The sequence below is a fragment of the Blattabacterium cuenoti genome, from assembly GCF_014251755.1.
Lineage (GTDB): Bacteria > Bacteroidota > Bacteroidia > Flavobacteriales > Blattabacteriaceae > Blattabacterium > Blattabacterium cuenoti_AN.
In genome coordinates, this window is sequence record NZ_CP059200.1 from 335,707 (window position 1) to 355,102 (window position 19,396).

Below are 19,396 nucleotides of genomic sequence, written 5' to 3' on the forward strand. Positions count from 1 at the left end.
TTACCTTTTTTGTTTCAAATTCAAAAGTAAAAATCTTTCAATAAAGAGATATAAATATCTATTCCCTCCATGATTTCTGAAATCAAAACGTATTCATTAGGCGTATGAGAACGTACGCTATCTCCTACTCCCATTTTAATAGTAGAAAAAGGCATGATACTTTGATCTGAAAGAGTAGGAGATCCATAAGTATTTTTTCCTATCAATTTAGCTTTTAAAACAATAGGATGCATAGGATTTATGAAAGATGAATTGAAATGTGAAGAACGCGGTTTCATTTTAGAATGAATTTTTTTTCGTATCATATCAATCAATTCCTCGTTTTTATATAATTCATTACTTCTGACATCTATAACAAAAGAACAAGTATCAGGGATGACATTATGTTGTATTCCTCCTTGTATTTGAGTTACATTTAAAGTAGTAAGACCTAATAAATCCGATTTTCTATCGAAATAAAAATTTCTCAAGTTTTCTATATCTTTTGTGGCTACATAAATAGCATTGACTCCCGTATTTCTCGCAGAGTGTCCTGTCTTTCCTTCAGCTATACAATCTAATACAATAAGTCCTTTTTCAGCAATAGCTACTTGCATTTGTGTTGGTTCTCCCACAATTCCTAAGTCTATAGATCCCAATTCAGGTAAAATTGATCGAAAACCCGAAGAACCAGATATTTCTTCTTCTGCAGTAATAGAAAGTACTAATTTATAAGACAACTCTGATAAATTACTTAAATATATAAAAGTAGATATCAATGAAACAACAGAAGCTCCAGCATCATTACTTCCTAATCCGATTAGTTTATTTTCTTGTTGAATAGCAGTAAAAGGATCGGTTATCCAACTTTTTCCTGGCTTTACCGTATCATGATGAGAATTTAATAATATGGTTCGCACATCTTTTTTTTTATAAAAATTATGATTTTCTGTCCATATATTGTTAAATTTTCTTTTTACATGAAATCCATATTTATGAAGATAATCCTCTATCAAAAAAGAGACCTTATTTTCTTGTTCAGATATGGAAGGGGTATTGATGATCTGAATTAGAAGTTGTATGGCTTCTTCCTTTAAAACTTGTAAATCTACTACAGACATAGGATCGTCTTATTACGATCATTTTTTAATAAATGAGTAGGTAGACCTATACTAACCTTATATACTCCATTTTGGAATGCAAAAAAAGCATTTTCCAATTTAGGAATCATCCCATTTGTTATGGTGTGACTTTGTTTCATTTTTTGAAATAAATGAAAATTTATTTTTTTTAAATAAGATTCCGAATCCTGTACATTTCGTAAAACCCCTTTTCTTTCAAAACAAAAATGTAACTCTACTTCACAATCTTTTTCCTTAGCTAAGGACATCGCTATATAGGCAGCTATTGTATCTGCATTTGTGTTGAGTAAATTTCCTATTCCATTATGTGTGATGGAACATAATACAGGAGTGATATTATTTTTTAATAAAAATTTTATTAAATGTGTATTCACACTTTTTACATTGATATCTCCTACATATCCATAATCAATATTTGTCATTTTACGTAAATATGATTGGATGCAATTTCCATCCGCTCCACATAATCCTAAAGCATTACAATGATAAGACTGTAATCTCGCCACAATATTTTTATTAATTATTCCTGCATAAGTCATAACGACTATATCCAAAGTTTCTTTATCTGTTATTCTTCTACCTTGTATCATTTTTGGGTAAAAACCCATTTTGTTTGAAATAAAATCGGCTTTTTTTCCTCCTCCATGAATCAATACTTTATATCCTTGTAGTTCACAAAAAGCTTCCAAAGAATTATGAAGAGACTTACGATCATTAATCAAATGACCTCCAATTTTGACTATATGGATTTTCATGATAAAGATTGTAACATTCTTAAAAAAATTATTTGCGAAGCGTAAATTCTATTTTTGGCTTGTTGCAATACAATAGAATATTTACTACTATCTAAAACCGCATCTTCCACTACCACATTTCTTCTTACAGGCAAACAGTGCATAAATTTAGCTTGATTGGTTAGTTTCATTTTATTTTCAGTAATCATCCAATCGGAATTTTTACAAAGAATTTTTCCATAATCTAAATAACTACTCCAATTTTTGGCATAAATAAAATCTGCATTTATAAATGCTTTATTTTGATTATGTGTGGTATAAGCTCCATTAGAAAATTTTTTATGTAAATTGTATCTTTCTGGACATGTAATCGTAAAATCTATTTGTTTTATTTTTGATACCCATTGAGAAAAAGAATTTGCAACGGAATGAGGCAATGATTTTACATGAGGAGCCCAACTTAATACGACTTTACATCTTTTTCTAAAAAAAGATGTAAATTCTGCAATAGTCATAACATCTGCTAAAGATTGTAAAGGATGCAAAGTCGCACTTTCCATATTTACTACTGGAACTCTGGAATAATTTAATATTTTATTAAAAATAATTTCTCGATCATCATAATCTCTATCTGAAAGATTCGGAAAAGTTCTGACTGCAAGAATATCACAATACATACTCATTACAGAAATCGCTTCTTTAAGATGTTCTTGTGTTGTAAGATTCATGACACTTCCATCATTCATTTCAATTGTCCAAGAATCTCTATGAACATCTAATACCCAAGTATTACATCCTAAGTTAAAAGCAGCTTTTTGACAACTAATTCTTGTCCGTAAACTAGGATTAAAAAAAACCAATCCTATTGTTTTATTTTTTCCAAGATAATGAAAATCATATGGATTTTGTTTCAAAAGGAGAGCATCTTTAATGAGATCATGTACATCGATAACATCTTCTACGCTAAAAAATTTTTTCATAAACTTATTTATATTCAATATTCATTCCAAGCTTTAATTAATAATTGATCTATAGATAAATTACAAAATGCTTGTATAAAAGCTTTTGCTAAACGCGCATTAGTGAGTAGAGGAATATTAAAATCTACGGCATAACGTCTAATAGCGTAATCATTATTCAACTCTGATTTACTTAAATTCTTTGGAATATTAATAATAAGATCCAATTTTCTATTTTTTATTAACTCAATAACATTTGAATATTTTTTTACATTAGGCCAATAAACTTTGACTGAAGGAATTCCATTATGAGATAAAAAACTATTAGTTCCTTCTGTCGCAAACAATATATATCCTTTTTTATACAAAAGTTTTGTTACTTCTAAAAGATCTAATTTAGATTCAATAGGTCCTCCAGATATCAATATATTTTTTTTGGGTACGGTGTACCCAACAGAGAGCATAGATTTTAAAAGCGCTTCATCAAAAGTATCTCCTAAACATCCTACTTCTCCTGTGGAAACCATATCAACACCCAAAATAGGGTCTGCATCTTGCAAACGGGAAAAAGAAAATTGAGAAGCTTTTACACCCAAGTAATGGGTACTTAGAAAAGTAGATTCCAATTTATTTTTTTTCTTTCCAAGGAGAACTTGAGTCGCTAATTCAATCATATTAAAATGAGAGACTTTTGATACAAAAGGAAAGCTTCTGGAAGCTCTCAAATTGCATTCAATTACTTTTATTTCATTATTTTTAGATAAAAATTGAATATTGAAAGGACCAGATATATTAAAATATTTGGATATTTTTTCAGATATACGAATGATTTCTTTCAATGTAGATAAATATAGATTATGAGGAGGATATACCAGTGTTGCATCTCCTGAATGTACTCCTGCAAATTCTACGTGTTCTGATATAGCATAATACAAAATTTCTCCATTTTGAGAAACAGCATCTAATTCAATCTCTTTAGCATTTTTAATAAATTCTGTAATAATTAATGGATATTCAGAAGATATAGATACTTTCTCACGAAGATAATGCTGCAATTCCTCTGGATTAGAAATAACATTCATATCCGCTCCAGAAAGAACGTAAGAAGGTCTAACCAATATAGGAAAATCTACTTCTTTTATAAATTTATAAATGGCATCAAAATCGGATAATTCTTTCCATTTTGGTTGTTTAATTTTTAAATGATCCATCGCATTAGAAAATTTATATCTATTCTCCACTTTGTCTATGGAAACAGGAGATGTTCCTAAAATTTTTACCTTTCTTTCATAAAGTTTTAAAACTAAATTATTAGGAATTTGTCCTCCCATAGATACAATTGTTCCTTTAGGTTTTTCTAATTCAATAATATCTAATACACGTTCTAAAGTTAATTCTTCAAAATATAATCTATCACATAGATCAAAATCAGTACTGACAGTTTCCGGATTATAATTTATCATTATAGATCTGTAAGATTCTTTATGAATCGTATTTAATGCATTGACACAACACCAATCGAATTCGACACTACTTCCAATTCTATAAACACCAGATCCTAATGTTATAACAGATTTTTCATCTTTTTCATAAAGAATATCATGTTGAATGGCGTGATATGTTAAATACAAATAATTTGTATGTGCTGGATATTCAGAAGCTAAAGTATCAATTTGTCTTACATGTGGAACTATGTTTTTCACTTTTCTATGTTCTCTGATTTCTTTTTCTAAATTAGAAATATTGTGATTTCGATTTTTTTTATAAAAAATACTAGCTATTTGTATATCAGAAAAACCTTCTTTTTTGGCTTTTCGTAACAATTGTTCCGGAAGATCCATAAAATTATCAAAACGATCTATCTTTTTTTTTGTTTGAAAAATATTATCAAGTTGGTATAAAAACCATAGGTCTATCTTTGTCAAATGATGTATTTCTTTTATGGAAATACCTTCTTCTAAAGCCTCTTCTAAAAAGAAAATTCTTTGATCTGTAGGTTTTTTTAGATATGCTTTCAGCAATCTAGCAGATTTCAATTTTTTTTTATTCATAATATTAATGAATCCTTGCATTCCTATATCTAACATTCGAATTCCTTTTTGTAAAGCTTCTTCAAAAGAACCTCCAATTGCCATAACTTCTCCTACACTTTTCATACTACTTCCAATCCTATTAGAAACACCATAAAATTTATTTAGATCCCATCTAGGTATTTTACATACTACATAATCCAACGCAGGTTCAAAAAAAGCAGAAGTATTTTTAGTTATAGAATTTTTTAATTCGTGCAATCCGTATCCTAAAGATAATTTAGCGGCAACAAAAGCTAAAGGATAACCTGTCGCTTTAGAAGCAAGAGCACTAGAGCGAGACAGACGTGCATTCACTTCAATAACACGATAATCTTCTGAACTAGGATCTAACGCAAACTGAACATTACATTCTCCTACTATATGAAAATCTCTAGCTATATGTATAGCTAATTTTCTTAAACTATAATATTCAGAATTTGTTAAGGTTTGTGACGGTGCGACAACAATACTTTCTCCTGTATGAATTCCTATGGGATCAAAATTTTCCATATTGCATACAGCAATACAATTATCATATTGATCTCTAACTATTTCATATTCAATTTCTTTCCATCCTTCTAAATATTCTTCTACAACAATTTGAGAAGAGTAAGAAAAAGCCTTACTTACTATTTTTTTTAAATCATGAACATTTTTAGCAAAACCACTCCCTAACCCTCCAAGGGTATAAGCAGATCTAATGATAATAGGAAATCCTATTTTTAAAGAATAGAAAACGGCATCATCCATAGAATGGACCACAAAACTTTTTGCCGTTTTGATGTTAATATGAGTTAACCTATTTTTAAATAAGTTTCTATCTTCACTATGAATAATAGAATCAATAGATGTTCCTAAAACTTGAATCTTGTATTTTTCTATAATTCCTTCTTGAAAAAGCTGAATTCCACAATTCAATGCAGTCTGTCCACCAAAAGACAGTAAAATTCCTTGTGGTCTTTCCTTAGAAATTACACGTTTAATAAAAAATAAAGTTAAAGGAAGAAAATAAACTTTATCAGCAATTTCTTTCGAAGTTTGAACTGTGGCAATATTTGGATTTATCAATATAGTATAATACCCCTCCTCTTTAAGGGCTTTTAATGCTTGTGTTCCAGAATAATCAAATTCACCAGCTTCTCCTATTTTTAATGCACCTGATCCCAGGATCAGTACTTTCTCTATTTTCATATAATTATGAAAGATTCGTTAATTATATTTACTTTTTTTAATTGAATCTATAAAAACATCGAATAAAAATTCGGTATCTTGAGGCCCACTTGAAGCTTCTGGATGAAACTGTACCGAAAAAAAAGGTTTATCATTATGAATGATCCCTTCGCAAGTTTCATCATTTAAATTTTTAAAAAATATTTTCCATTCTCTAGAAAGATTTCTTGTATCCAAAACATATCCATGGTTTTGTGATGTAATAAAACTTTTTCCTGTTTTTAATGAAAAAACTGGTTGATTATGACTTCTATGTGCATATTTTAGTTTATAAGTATCGCCTCCTGCCGCTATCCCTAAAAGTTGATTTCCCAAACATATTCCAAATATAGGTTGTTCTTTCTTCAAAGCTATACGAATATAATGTATCGGTTTTTTATAAATCTTAGGATTTCCAGGTCCATTAGAAAGAACTAATCCATCATATTCTTCTTTTGTAAAATCATAATTCCATGGAACTCTGATAATAGAACAATCTCTTCGTAAAAGACAACGTAAAATATTATTTTTTAACCCAAAATCTACAAGTAGTATTTTGTATTTTCCATTTCCATACATAATTTTTTCATGTATCGATACTTTTTCAGAAAGATTATCCTGATTCGGATCATAAAAAGGAAGATCTTCCTTTTTCATTAAAATTTTACCTAACATAGATCCTCCACTTTTTCTAAGTTTTTTTGCAATGAATCTAGTATCTACTCCATATAATCCAGGAATTCCATTTTCATACAACCAATTCGATAGAGATTGATTCATATTCCAATGATACGGACGATTAGAATAATAAGAAATAATAAGTCCGGATACTTGAATCCTATCCGATTCATAAAACTCAGAAAGATATTCTTCACTAGAAAAAGATGGAATTCCATAATTTCCTATTATGGGATAAGTATAAGTCAATATTTGACCCTTGTAAGAGGGATCTGTTATACTTTCTGGATAACCTGTCATAGCCGTATTAAATACAACTTCTCCAGAAGAAGAGATTGGTGCTCCAAAATGATCAGCTTCATACTGAGTTCCGTCTTCTAATACAAGTATCGCTTTTTTTATTTTTTTGTTACTATTTTCCATATAGATACGCTAAGGCTTTCTTTAACTTTTTCAGGAATAATTTGATATGATTTTCATTAATATTTAATGGAGGAAGTAATCTCAAAACATATGGATTATTAGATGTCCCCACAAAGACTTTTTCTTTATAAACTAAGACATTTTTCAAATCCAGAATGGGAAAACCAAATTCTAAACCGATCATAAGTCCTCTTCCCCTAATTCCTTTAATTTCAGAAATGATCCGTAATTCTTTTAACAATATTTTTCCCATTTTTTTTGCATTTTCAATTAATTTTTCTTTTTCAATAATTTCCAATACAGCAATCCCAGCTGTACAAGCTAAATGATTTCCTCCGAAAGTTGTTCCTAACATTCCATAATATGGTTGAAATTTAGGATGTATGAGTACTCCTCCTATAGGAAATCCATTTCCCATTCCTTTAGCTACAGTAATTAAATCTGGTTTTATAGGATACAATTGATGAGAAAAAAAAGTACCTGTTCTTCCATATCCACTTTGTACCTCATCTAGAATCAATATTGTATTGTATTTTTTGCAAAAACTTTCTACTTGATAAAAAAAATCTAAACCGGGATCTATAATTCCAGATACACCTTGTATTCCTTCAGTAATTACAGCACAAATATCTTTATTTCTTAATTTTTCTTCTAAAGAATCAAAATCTTTATAATTGATGAATATAGTTTCATGTTGAGCATTAAAAGGGGATATCAATTTGTAGTTATCCGTTACCGATAAACTTCCACTTGTTCTTCCATGAAAAGAGCCTTTAAAAGCAATAACTTTTTTTTTACCTGTATAAAAAGAAGCTATTTTCAATGCATTTTCATTAGATTCTGTACCAGAATTACATATAAATAATGAATAATCTTCATATCCTGAAATATTTCCAAGTAGAGAAGCTAATTTATTTTTTTGAGAAATATAAACGCTATTAGAATAATAGGATATTTTATGAATTTGTTCAATCAAAGCTTTCACATAATGTGGATGCGAATGTCCAATGGAAATCACAGCATGTCCTCCATAAAAATCTAAATACATATTTCCTTGTATATCAAAAACATAAGATCCTTCACTCTTACTCAATTCTATATCTAAAATAGGATAAACGTCAAATAATTTCATTTTTATAATTTAGAAACGAACGGATTTTAATTTTAAACCACAAGTTTCATCCAATCCAAACATAAGATTCATATTTTGTATGGCTTGACCAGAAGCTCCTTTGATGAGATTATCTATGATACTGATAACAATCAGTTGATTGTTCTCTTGAAGAAGATATAAAATACATTTATTGGTATTGATCACTTGTTTAAGATCAATGTTAATATCAGAAATCTTTACAAATGGATGATTTTTATAATATTCTTTATAGATTTCTTGATTTTTTTTCAAAGAAAGAATAGAATAAGTATATAAAGTAGTTATAATTCCTCTAGAGAAATTTCCTCTGTAAGGAACAAAATAAATTTTAGAATCAAAATTGTTTTGCACTTGATGAATGGTTTGTTCAATTTCCTGCAAATGTTGATGTTGAAAAATTTTATAAGCAGAAATATTATTAGTTCTCCAACTAAAATGATTTGTGTCACTTAATGTTCTTCCGGATCCTGTAGAACCTGTAATGGCACTAATATGAATATTTTTTTTTAATAATTGATTTTTAGCTAATGGTAAAATAGCTAATAGAATTGCTGTGGAAAAACAGCCAGGATTGGCTATATTATTTGATTTTTTTATTGTTTCTTTTTGTAATTCCGGTAATCCATAAACAAAATTTCTATTGTTAAAAATGGATTGAATTTTGATTCTAAAATCTTGACTCAAATCAATCACTTTTATATTTTCTGATATATGATGCAATTCTTTTCTAGATTGTCCATGTCCAGAACAAAGAAATACAATATCTATTTTTTTGCTTAAATCATGGATAAACCTTTTATTTTGGATTTCTCCTAATAAATCTTGATGAATTAAATGAATCAATTTTCCTGTATGACTTTTACTAACTATATTTTTAATCCTAATTTTTGGATGATGAATTATCAATCGAATCAATTCTCCAGCAGTGTATCCAGCTCCTCCTATAATACCTATTTCAATCATTCTTCTTTTTTTTGATTATTTAAATTATGATACATTTTCATTTGATTGCTAAAAATTTTAGAAAAACCCTTCACATCTTCTGCTGTCCAAGCATAATTCATTTCTCCATATTGAGCTGCCATATTAGAAGATGTCATTAAATCAAATTTAGATTTGATTCCTACTAAATGAAATCTATGAGGATAAAGAATGATATCTACAGTTCCTGTTAATCTTTCTTGTGTACTTTTTAAAAATTTTTCTATATCACGCATGACAGGATCTAAATATTGAGCTTCATGAAGTAACATTCCATACCAATTGGATAATTGTTCTTTCCAATAAAGTTGCCATTTCGTAAGAATATGTTTTTCCAACAAATGATGAGCTTTGATAATAATAATAGCAGCTGAAGCTTCGAATGCTATCCTCCCTTTAATACCCAAAATAGTGTCTCCTATGTGAATTCCTCTTCCTATAGCAAATTCTGAAGCTATTTGTTCAATTTTTATTATATTTTTTGTAGCTTTTCCTTTTTCTTGATTCACACTTACTAATTCTCCTTTTTCAAATTCTAATTTTAGGTTTTCACTTTTTTTTCTTTTTAATTTTGTGGGATAAGCCTCTTCCGGAAAGTCGTGATAAGAAGTAAGAGTTTCCTTTCCTCCTATACTAGTCCCCCAAATTCCTTTGTTGATAGAATATTTCGCTTGATCCCAACAAATAAAAACTCCTTTATTTTTCAAATATTCAATTTCTTCTTTTCTAGACACTTTCATCTCTCTTATAGGAGAAAGAGTTATTTTTTCTGGACAAATAATTTGAAAAGCTATATCAAATCTGATTTGATCGTTTCCTGCTCCTGTGCTTCCATGTGCAATTGCTTTCGCTTGAATATAAGTGGCGTATTGTGCTATTTTGATAGCCTGAAAAATTCTTTCGGAACTTGCTGAAAGTGGATAAGTATTATTCTTAAGAATGTTTCCAAATATAAGATATTTGATACAATTCTGATAATATTCTTCTATAGCGTCAATGGTTTTGTGGGATTTAGATCCAATGCTTAAAGCTCTTTTTTCAATTTGATCTAATTCATCCTTTTTAAAACCTCCCGTATTAATAATCACTGTATGAACTTCATATTTTTCCTGTATTAAATATTTTAAACAATAAGAGGTGTCTAATCCGCCACTATAAGCTAAAATAATTTTATCTCCAATAGATAAATAATTTTTATCTTTTTTTTTATTATTATCCGTATTTGGATTGTATAAAAGTCCTGTACATAAACACATTTTTCTTTGATTTCTGGTTAATATATCAAAATTGACACAATTTTGACATCCTTTCCAAAATCTTTCCGAATGAGTTAATTCACTAAAAGAAACGGGTTTAAAACCCAATTCGGTATTGATTTTAATAACTGGATTACTTGTTGTGATACTAAAAATTTTAGAATTTGGAAATTTTTTTCTGGAAAGTTTAAAAATTTCAATTTTAATAATTTTTGCCAATCCTTGTTTTCTAAATTCAGGAAAAACAATTAAACCGGAATTTACAACAAATTCTTCATTTTGAAAAGTTTCAAGGTAACTAAAACCCGCTAGTTTTTCATCACAAAAAGCAACAACCGCATTTCCATGAATTATTATTAATTTAATATACTCTGGATCTTTTTTTGAAATTCCAGTTCCCCTGATTTTTGCTGATTCTTCAATTTTTTTACAAATTAAGAATGCATATTTTGTATCCTCTTCATGAGATACTCTAACTTTTATTTTCATTTTTGTTCATAAGAAGGATCTAAATAAAATAAAAACTAATAAAAATAAATGCATTGTCCCGACTGTATGTCGTTATAAATAATGCTTTATATATATATATAATACATATATTTTACTTTACTTTTCTGTATCTAAAATACAAATTTTTGAAAGTCTTTTTAATTAATTTTAGTCTTTATTTTATACTTTTTGATTCTTAGTTTAAACAAAAATCTAATCCTTTTATTTTTTCCAATTTTTTTAAAAAACTTGAATTAATGTTAATTTCATATTTGATAGATTCGAAATTTAAAAAAACTTGATCTACTTTATCATAAAGAACTATATTCAATTTTTGATTTCCTATTTGTTGTTGAGAAAAAAGTTTTTCTATACTATTTATAAATACACTATTTAAATTGTTTATATTGATTTTTATGATCAGTTTATGTACCAATTTTTTTAAAACATTTTGTAAGTTTTCTATATGTAAAATGGTGATTTTATATTTTTTATATTTTGATGGATCAATAGAAAAACATAAATACAACGGATTATTCTGAATCAAAAGAGGTTCATATTTCAAATATTGCTGTCCGTAAATTCTGAATTCTTTAGAAGAATTATAATCTTCTAATAAAAAAATTCCATATTTTATTCCATTTTTTATATATATTTTTTTTTCGATTTGGGTTACAATTCCACATACATACATTTTTTTTCCCATAAAAAAAGATTCATTATTCTTTAATTTTTTTAAAGATGTATTCGTACAATATTTCATTTCATAACAAAAATCATCCAATGGATGTGCAGAAGCATAAACACCCAACACTTCTTTTTCTTTGGATAACTTGTATGTATTACTCCATAAATCACATTTCATAATAATAGGCTCCTCTATTTTATTCTTTGTTTTTCGTAATTTGGACCCAAACCTAATAATTTTTTCTAAAGTACTTAATTGATCATCAGATCCAATGTGAAAATATTGTTCTCTATCAATATGAAAACTATCTAAAGATCCTGATAAAATTAAACTTTCTAAAGTTTTTTTATTCACTACACGTAAATCTACTCTTTGAACCAAATTAAAAATAGAAGTATAGGGACCGTTTTTTTTTCTTTCTTGAAAAAGAATTTTTACAGCATTTTTTCCAACTCCTTTGATTCCTGCAAGGCCAAATCTAATACAATTAGAACCAGTAACTTTAAAAAAAGAATTACTTTCATTTATATCTGGAGTAATTACAGATATATTCATCTTTTTACATTCTTCTATCAAAAAAGTAAGCTGTTTCATATTATGCATATTATTACTTAATACAGAAGCCATATATTCACACGGAAAATGTGCTTTTAAATAAGCAGTTTGAAAGGCGATATAGGCATAACATGTGGCATGAGATTTATTAAAAGCATAACAAGAGAAATATTCCCAATCTTTCCATATTTTTTCTAATATATTTTTAGGATAACCTTTTTTCATAGCTCTATTAAGAAAAAAATTTTTCATTGTATTGAGTTTTTCTTTTTGTTTTTTTCCCATAGATATTCTCAATATATCCGCTTCTCCTTTGGTAAAATCTGCGATTTTTTGGGCTATCAACATGACTTGTTCTTGATATATTGTTATTCCATAAGTTTCTTTTAAAAATTCCTCCATTTCCGGTAAATCATAGGTGATAATTTCTTTTCCATGTTTTCTTGATATAAAATTAGGAATATATTGTAAAGGACCTGGTCTATACAATGCTGTCATTGCGATTAAATCATCGAATTTATCAGGTTTTAGTTTACGTAAATATTTTTGCATTCCTGTAGATTCATATTGAAAAACGGCTACAGTTTCTCCTTTTTGAAAAAGATAATAAGTTTTCTCATCTTTTAAAGGAAATGAATGTTCTGTAAAATTTATATTTTTCCCTCTTTTTTCAATAAGATTCATAGCATCTTTAATAATAGTAAGAGTTTTTAAACCCAAAAAATCCATTTTTAATAATCCAGCATGTTCTACCACATGATTATCAAATTGCGTAAGCAATAAATCAGATTCTTTTGATACAGATACTGGAATATATTCCTGAATCTTATATGGACTAATTATGATTCCACAAGCGTGTACTCCTGTACTTCTTATAGTTCCTTCTAAAATTTCTGCTTGTCGCAAAACTTTTCCCTCCAATGTGTTTTGATCTTTTGCTATCTTTCTCAGTTTTTGTACATTACTTATTTCTTCTTTATTTATTATGATCTTTTCTGGTATATTATTATCATATAAAATTGTTTTTAATGAAAACATATTAGGAACCATTTTTGCCATACAATCTGTTTTTTTTAGAGACAAATTCAACACACGTCCAGTATCTCTTATGGAAGATTTAGCTCCCATAGTCGCATATGTTATAATTTGTGCTACTTGATTTTTTCCATATTTTTGAACAACCCATTCAATAATTTTTTCACGTCCTCTGTCATCAAAATCAATATCAATATCTGGCAAAGATATTCTATCCGGATTTAAAAATCGTTCGAAAAGAAGATTATAGATCATGGGATCTATATTGGTTATTTCTATGCAATAAGCGACGATAGATCCTGCAACGGATCCTCTTCCAGGTCCCACTGAAATATTCATTTTTCTAGCTTGAGATATGAAATTATGAACAATGAGGAAATAACCAGGATAGCCTATTTTTTCTATTGTTTTTAATTCAAAAAGAATTCTTTCTTGAATTTTTTTTGTAATATGTTTATAACGTTTTTTGGCTCCATCAAAAGTGATTTTTTTTAAAAAACGATTTTCTCCTCTATTTCCTCCATCTATTTTGTCTGTAGGATCTTCAAAAGATTTCGGAATCTGAAATTTTGGAAGTAATGTTTTGTGAAAAAGATGATAGGATTCAATTTTATTAATCAATTCCTCCAGAAAATCAAAAGATTCTGGAAAATCGAAAAATATTTTTTTCATTTCTTCTGTGCTCTTAAAATAAAATTCATGATTGGGAAAACCAAATCTATAACCTCTTCCTTTTCCTATGGGAGTTAATTGTTTTTCTCCATTTTTTACACAAAGTAAAATATCATGAGCATTTGCTTCTTTTTTGTCTAAATAAAAAGTATTATTTTGTATAATATATTTTACATGATATTTTTTTGAAAATTTCAGTAAAATATTATTGACATAATCTTCTTCTTCTAATCCATGACGAAATAATTCTATGTATAAATCATCACCAAAAAGATCCTTCCACCATAAAAAAACTTTTTCTGCTTTTTTTTCACCATAATTCAGAATAGTATATGGGATTTCTGCATTTAAGTCTCCAGTAAGAGCAATTAAATTTTCCTTGTATTTTTCTATCAACTTTTTTCCAATTCTAGGAATTCCAGCATAAAACCCTTCTGTAAAACCCAATGAACAAAGTTTTGTTAAATTATGATAACCTTTTTTATTTTTGGATAAAAGAACTTGTTGATATCGTTGATCCGGTTCTTCTTTCGTAAATTTTTTTTGTAAATAATTATTTGAAATAAATACTTCACAACCTACGATTCCTTTAATTGATTTTTCTGGATAATATTTTTTATTTATAGAATGAATAGCATTTAAAAAATGAAAAGATCCCATCATATTTCCATAATCTGTTATGCCTACAGCTGGCATATTAAAATGAAAAGCTCTTCTTACTAAGGATTGAATATCTATAGTTGAATGAAGAATAGAAAAATAAGTATGATTATGAATATGAGAATATTTTTTTTGTTTCAATTTTTCATCTAATGTCTCATCATTTTTTAAAATATTTTTTTTTACTTTTTCTAAATAAGGCAAATCCTTTTCTTGAAGGAAAACCATAGAAGAAGAAATTTTTTGGGTATGATTTTTTCTAAAACTCAATAAAATATCTTCTTTAACCCCTATTTCTTGATGTGAGATTACTCCAATTCGTAATAATTCCAAAAAAGAACGTGCTGTAGCTTTTACATCATTTGCTGCATTATGAAAATTGGCAATTTTCTCTCCAAAAAGCTTTTGATATAATTCAGATAATGTAGGCCATTTGAATTTTTTTCCACTTCCTAATAATTTGCAATAAGAAACAGAAATTTCTTTAGTATCTAAATTTTTTTTCTTTTTAAAAGAAATAGAAATTTTTTTTCTAAAAAATTCACATTCAATAACTTTTATATCAAATTTTAAATTGTGTCCAATTAAACATTGAGATTGATCAAGAGATTTTTGAAATTCATGTAGAACAAAATTTAAATCAAATCCATATTTTTCTGCTTTTTCATTAGTTATTCCATGAATTTTAAAAGCATTAAAAGGAATATCATAATTATCTGGCTTTATAATAAAATTTTTAAATTCTATGAAATCTCCTACAACATTATGACTTTGCCATGAGATTTGTACAATTCTTGGCCAATTATCTATATGAGTAATTGGAGAATTATAAGATCTAGGCAATCCTGTTGTTTCAGTATCAACAATAAGGTACATTATTATTTTAATTAGTAGATAGTAGAAAAAGTTACTGAAAAATTATTAGTTTTGTATGACCTGTTTTTTTTTATGAATTAAATAAAATAAATAAACGAGAATACTCGAACTACTTTAGTTTTTCTGTCCATATATGTGTTTTATTATGGATAGAAAATCAGTGAAAAAATAATAAAAATTATGTCTAATCAAACCGGAGAAATAAAAAGAAAATCACCCCCTTCATATGAAATCCAAAATGAAAAACAGAACGATCAGAAAAATATAAAAAACAGTTTTGATTGGACGAAATACGAAACTCATTTCAATAATGAGATAGAAGAAGAAAGAAAAAAATTGGAAGAAATATATACAAAAACTTTACCAAATATTCAAGAATTAGAAATATATCAAGGAATTGTAACACATATGTTGGATACAATGATTATTGTAGATATTGGATTTAAAGCAGAAGGAGCCATTCCTATAAGTGAATTTAGAGAAAACTTGAATATCCAAGTTGGGAGTAAAATAGAAGTTATGGTTGTTAAGATTGATTATAAAGGACAATGCATCCTTTCGTATCAAAAAGCAAAAATGTTAAGAAATTGGCAACGTATTAATCAAGCATATGACAAATCAGAGGTAATATTAGGTTATGTTGCAGCTAGAACAAAAGGAGGATTAATTGTTGAAATATTTGATATAGAATGTTTTTTGCCTGGATCACATATCAATGTGAAACCTGTTCGGGATTATGATACTTATGTAGGAAAAACTATGGAAATAAAAGTAGTTAAAATTAATCAAAAAACAAAAAATGTTGTTGTCTCTCATAAAGTGTTAATAGAAAGAGATATTGAAGAACAAAGAAAAGAAATGATATCAAAATTAGATAAAGGTCAAGTATTAGAAGGAAAAATCAAGAACATTCTTCCTTATGGAGCCTTTGTAGATTTAGGAGGGGTAGATGCTTTGCTTCATATTACCGATATGAGTTGGCCACATATTAACCATCCTACAGAGATAGTTCAATTAGAACAAGAATTAAAATTTGTTGTATTAGGTGTAGATAAAGAAAAAAATCGTGTACAATTGGGTTTAAAACAATTGCAACCTCACCCTTGGAATTCTTTAGATAAAAATTTAAAAATAGGAAGTAAAGTAAAAGGAAAAGTAAGTGTTTTAGCTGATTATGGAGCATTTGTTGAAATTATTCCAGGTGTAGAAGCATTATTGCATATTAGTGAAATGTCTTGGTCTACAGATTTATCATCTACTCAAGATTTTGTACAAATAGGGGATGAATTGGAGACTGTCATATTAACCATAGATCGTAAGGAAAGAAAAATGTCTTTAAGTATAAAACAATTAACACCAGATCCTTGGATTAATATACAAGAAAAATATTCTATAGGATCAGAACATATTGGAATTGTAAAAAAATTTACAAATTTTGGTGTTTTTATAGAATTGGAACAAGGGGTTTCTGGAATTATTTATACTAATGATCTTTCATGGATTAAAAAAATAAAACACCCTTCTGAATTTTGCAGTATTAATGATAAATTGAAAGTTATTGTACTTTCTATAGATCTTCAAACAAGAAGATTCAATTTAGGACATAAACAATTAACAGAAAATCCATGGGAAAAATATGAAAAAATTTATTCTGTTGGAAGTATTCACAATGGAATAATATCAAACTTATTTGAAAAGGGAGCTTCTGTGAAATTTACAGAAGACCAAAAAATAGAGGCTTTTGCTCCATTACGTTTTTTAGAGAAAAAAAATGGATCTACTATAAAAAAAGGAGAAAATGCTGATTTTAAAATAATTGAATTTAATAAAGAGACTAAAAAAATTGTGATTTCTCATACGTCTGTTTATCGTGATAAAGATCAAAAAAAAGAACAACGTGTGAAAAATAGAAAATTTGAGAGATCCACTCTAGGTGATATAGCTGGATTAGTTAAACTAAAAGAACAAATAGAAAAAGAAAAAAATAAATAGTTCTAAAATAATGGAAACACACCCTATTGCAGAAAAAGAAGGATGGAAAGTAGGAAAAGATTTTCCCGTTTGGGCTAATAATGAATTATATTTAACTACAATTAAAGGTGGATATTTGTTAGATAGAGAATCTCCTTTTGATGCATACAAAAGGCTGTCACAAAATGCAGCAAAAATTTTAAAAAAACCAAAAATAGAAGGAGAATTTTTTAATATTTTTTGGAAAGGATGGCTTATTCCTTCTACTCCAGTTATGGTAAATCTTGGAACAAAAAAAGGTCTACCCATTAGTTGTTTTTCTGGAAGAATTGGGGATAGTATGTACGAAATATATAGAAAAAATTTAGAAATGGCTATGTTAAGCAAACATGGTGGAGGAACATCTTATGACTTTAGTTTAATTAGACCCATAGGATATTCCATAAAAAATGGAACGTTAGGGACTTCTGATGGAATTATTCCTTTCATTAAATCATATGATAGTACTATCGTAGCTAGTAAACAAGGTAAGACACGTAGAGGTGCTGTAGCTATTTATTTAAACATAGAACATAAAGAATATCCAGAATTTTTAAAAATAAGAGAACCTAAAGGAGATATTAATCGTCAATGTCATAATGTTCATCAAGGAGTGATAATTTCTAATTCTTTTATGGAAAAAGTATTAGAAAAAAATGGAAAAGAACGAACTTTATGGATTGATACTCTTAAAGAACGTGTTCAAACTGGAGAACCATATCTTTTTTTTCAAGAAAATGCTAATAAAAATATTCCAGAAAATTGGAAAAAGCATGGATTAAAAATACATCACAGTAATCTTTGTTCAGAAATTATGTTGCCAACAAATGAAAATCATACTCTTGTATGTTGTCTATCTTCTCTAAATTTATATAGATATATAGAATGGAAAAATACAAATACTGTTTTTTATGCTATTTTATTTCTTGATGCAGTAATGCAAGAATTTATTGATAAAGGAAAATATATACGGGGAATAGAGGACGCTGTTCGTTTTGCAGAAAAAAGTAGAGCTTTGGGTTTAGGAACTTTAGGGTGGCATTCGTATTTACAATCTAATATGATTCCTTTTATATCTGTTAAATCTAAAATATTAACACATAATATATTTAGGTATATACAAGTAGAAACCAAAAAAGCTACTAAATATTTGGCTAAAGAATATGGAGAATCTGAATGGAATATAGGAACTGGAAGAAGAAATTTAACTTTAATGGCAATGGCTCCTAATAGAAGTTCTGCTAAATTAGCTGGCGGTCTTTCTCAAGGGATAGAACCTTTGGCTGCGAACATATATGTAGATGACGATTCAAAAGGAATGCATATTCGTAAAAATCCTTATTTGGAAAAAATTCTCATAAAAAATGGAAATAATCTTCCGGAAGTTTGGGAACAAATAGCTAATGAAAAAGGATCCTGTCTTGGATTGACCTCTCTTAGTGAAGAACAAAAAAATGTTTTCAGATGTTTCAAAGAAATTAATCAATTAGAATTAATTAAACAAGCTAGCATACGACAAAGATATATTGATCAAGGACAAAGCATTAATCTTTCTTTTCATCAAAATGCTCCAGCAAAATATATAAATAAAGTTCATCTTGAAGCTTGGAAAATAGGATTAAAAAGTCTTTATTATTATAGAAGTGAAAGTATTCTTCGTGCAGATATTAAACGTGATTTATACTTGGAAAGTATGTTATAATCTTATAAAAAAAAAGGGCAGCGACTTACTCTCCCAGAATAAACTAGTACCATCAGCGCTAATGTGTTTCACTTCTCTGTTCGGTATGGGAAGAGGTGGTTCCACATTGCTATAACCACCCAA

At 28.0% G+C, this 19,396-nt stretch carries 11 protein-coding genes and 1 rRNA gene; 2 read left to right on the top strand and 10 right to left on the bottom strand.

Features of this window, described 5'->3' with window-relative positions; genetic code table 11:
- Window positions 1-20 precede the first annotated feature (20 nt).
- From H0H57_RS01610 to dnaE, 9 genes are all read right to left on the bottom strand, one after another.
- Entirely contained in the window at window positions 21-1,100 is a 1,080-nt protein-coding gene (locus H0H57_RS01610) for a M20 family metallo-hydrolase (RefSeq protein WP_185863572.1), read from the bottom strand.
- Window positions 1,091-1,876, bottom strand: a complete 786-nt coding sequence (argB, locus tag H0H57_RS01615; RefSeq protein ID WP_185863573.1) for an acetylglutamate kinase — start codon at window positions 1,874-1,876, stop codon at window positions 1,091-1,093. Before argB ends, H0H57_RS01610 begins: the two co-directional genes overlap by 10 nt.
- Window positions 1,873-2,835: an N-acetylornithine carbamoyltransferase gene (locus H0H57_RS01620; protein WP_185863574.1), complete on the bottom strand. Its 963-nt coding sequence runs from the start codon at window positions 2,833-2,835 to the stop codon at window positions 1,873-1,875. Before H0H57_RS01620 ends, argB begins: the two co-directional genes overlap by 4 nt.
- Before the next feature lie 14 nt (window positions 2,836-2,849).
- Window positions 2,850-6,077 (bottom strand): carbamoyl-phosphate synthase (glutamine-hydrolyzing) large subunit, encoded by a 3,228-nt coding sequence (gene carB, locus H0H57_RS01625; protein ID WP_185863575.1) that lies wholly within the window; start codon window positions 6,075-6,077, stop codon window positions 2,850-2,852.
- An 18-nt stretch (window positions 6,078-6,095) separates the two neighbouring features.
- Window positions 6,096-7,196, bottom strand: coding sequence for a glutamine-hydrolyzing carbamoyl-phosphate synthase small subunit (gene carA, locus H0H57_RS01630; RefSeq protein ID WP_185863576.1), 1,101 nt, complete (start codon window positions 7,194-7,196; stop codon window positions 6,096-6,098).
- Window positions 7,186-8,328 (bottom strand): aspartate aminotransferase family protein, encoded by a 1,143-nt coding sequence (locus tag H0H57_RS01635; RefSeq protein WP_185863577.1) that lies wholly within the window; start codon window positions 8,326-8,328, stop codon window positions 7,186-7,188. Before H0H57_RS01635 ends, carA begins: the two co-directional genes overlap by 11 nt.
- 9 nt (window positions 8,329-8,337) lie before the next feature.
- Complete coding sequence (gene argC, locus H0H57_RS01640) at window positions 8,338-9,312, bottom strand: N-acetyl-gamma-glutamyl-phosphate reductase (RefSeq protein ID WP_185863578.1); 975 nt, start codon at window positions 9,310-9,312, stop codon at window positions 8,338-8,340.
- Window positions 9,309-11,075, bottom strand: a complete 1,767-nt coding sequence (locus H0H57_RS01645) for an argininosuccinate synthase domain-containing protein (protein ID WP_185863579.1) — start codon at window positions 11,073-11,075, stop codon at window positions 9,309-9,311. The genes argC and H0H57_RS01645 overlap by 4 nt, the downstream gene beginning before the upstream one ends.
- 196 nt (window positions 11,076-11,271) lie before the next feature.
- Window positions 11,272-15,561 (bottom strand): DNA polymerase III subunit alpha, encoded by a 4,290-nt coding sequence (dnaE, locus tag H0H57_RS01650; RefSeq protein ID WP_185863580.1) that lies wholly within the window; start codon window positions 15,559-15,561, stop codon window positions 11,272-11,274.
- Window positions 15,562-15,741: 180 nt separating this feature from the next.
- On the opposite strand from dnaE, the gene rpsA reads away from it, so the two are divergent.
- A complete protein-coding gene (gene rpsA, locus H0H57_RS01655) occupies window positions 15,742-17,553 on the top strand; it encodes a 30S ribosomal protein S1 (RefSeq protein WP_185863581.1) in 1,812 nt (603 codons plus the stop codon).
- A gap of 10 nt (window positions 17,554-17,563) precedes the next feature.
- Window positions 17,564-19,273: a ribonucleoside-diphosphate reductase subunit alpha gene (locus H0H57_RS01660; RefSeq protein WP_185863582.1), complete on the top strand. Its 1,710-nt coding sequence runs from the start codon at window positions 17,564-17,566 to the stop codon at window positions 19,271-19,273.
- A gap of 12 nt (window positions 19,274-19,285) precedes the next feature.
- Here H0H57_RS01660 and rrf read toward each other — a convergent pair.
- Window positions 19,286-19,396 (bottom strand): 5S ribosomal RNA (gene rrf / locus H0H57_RS01665).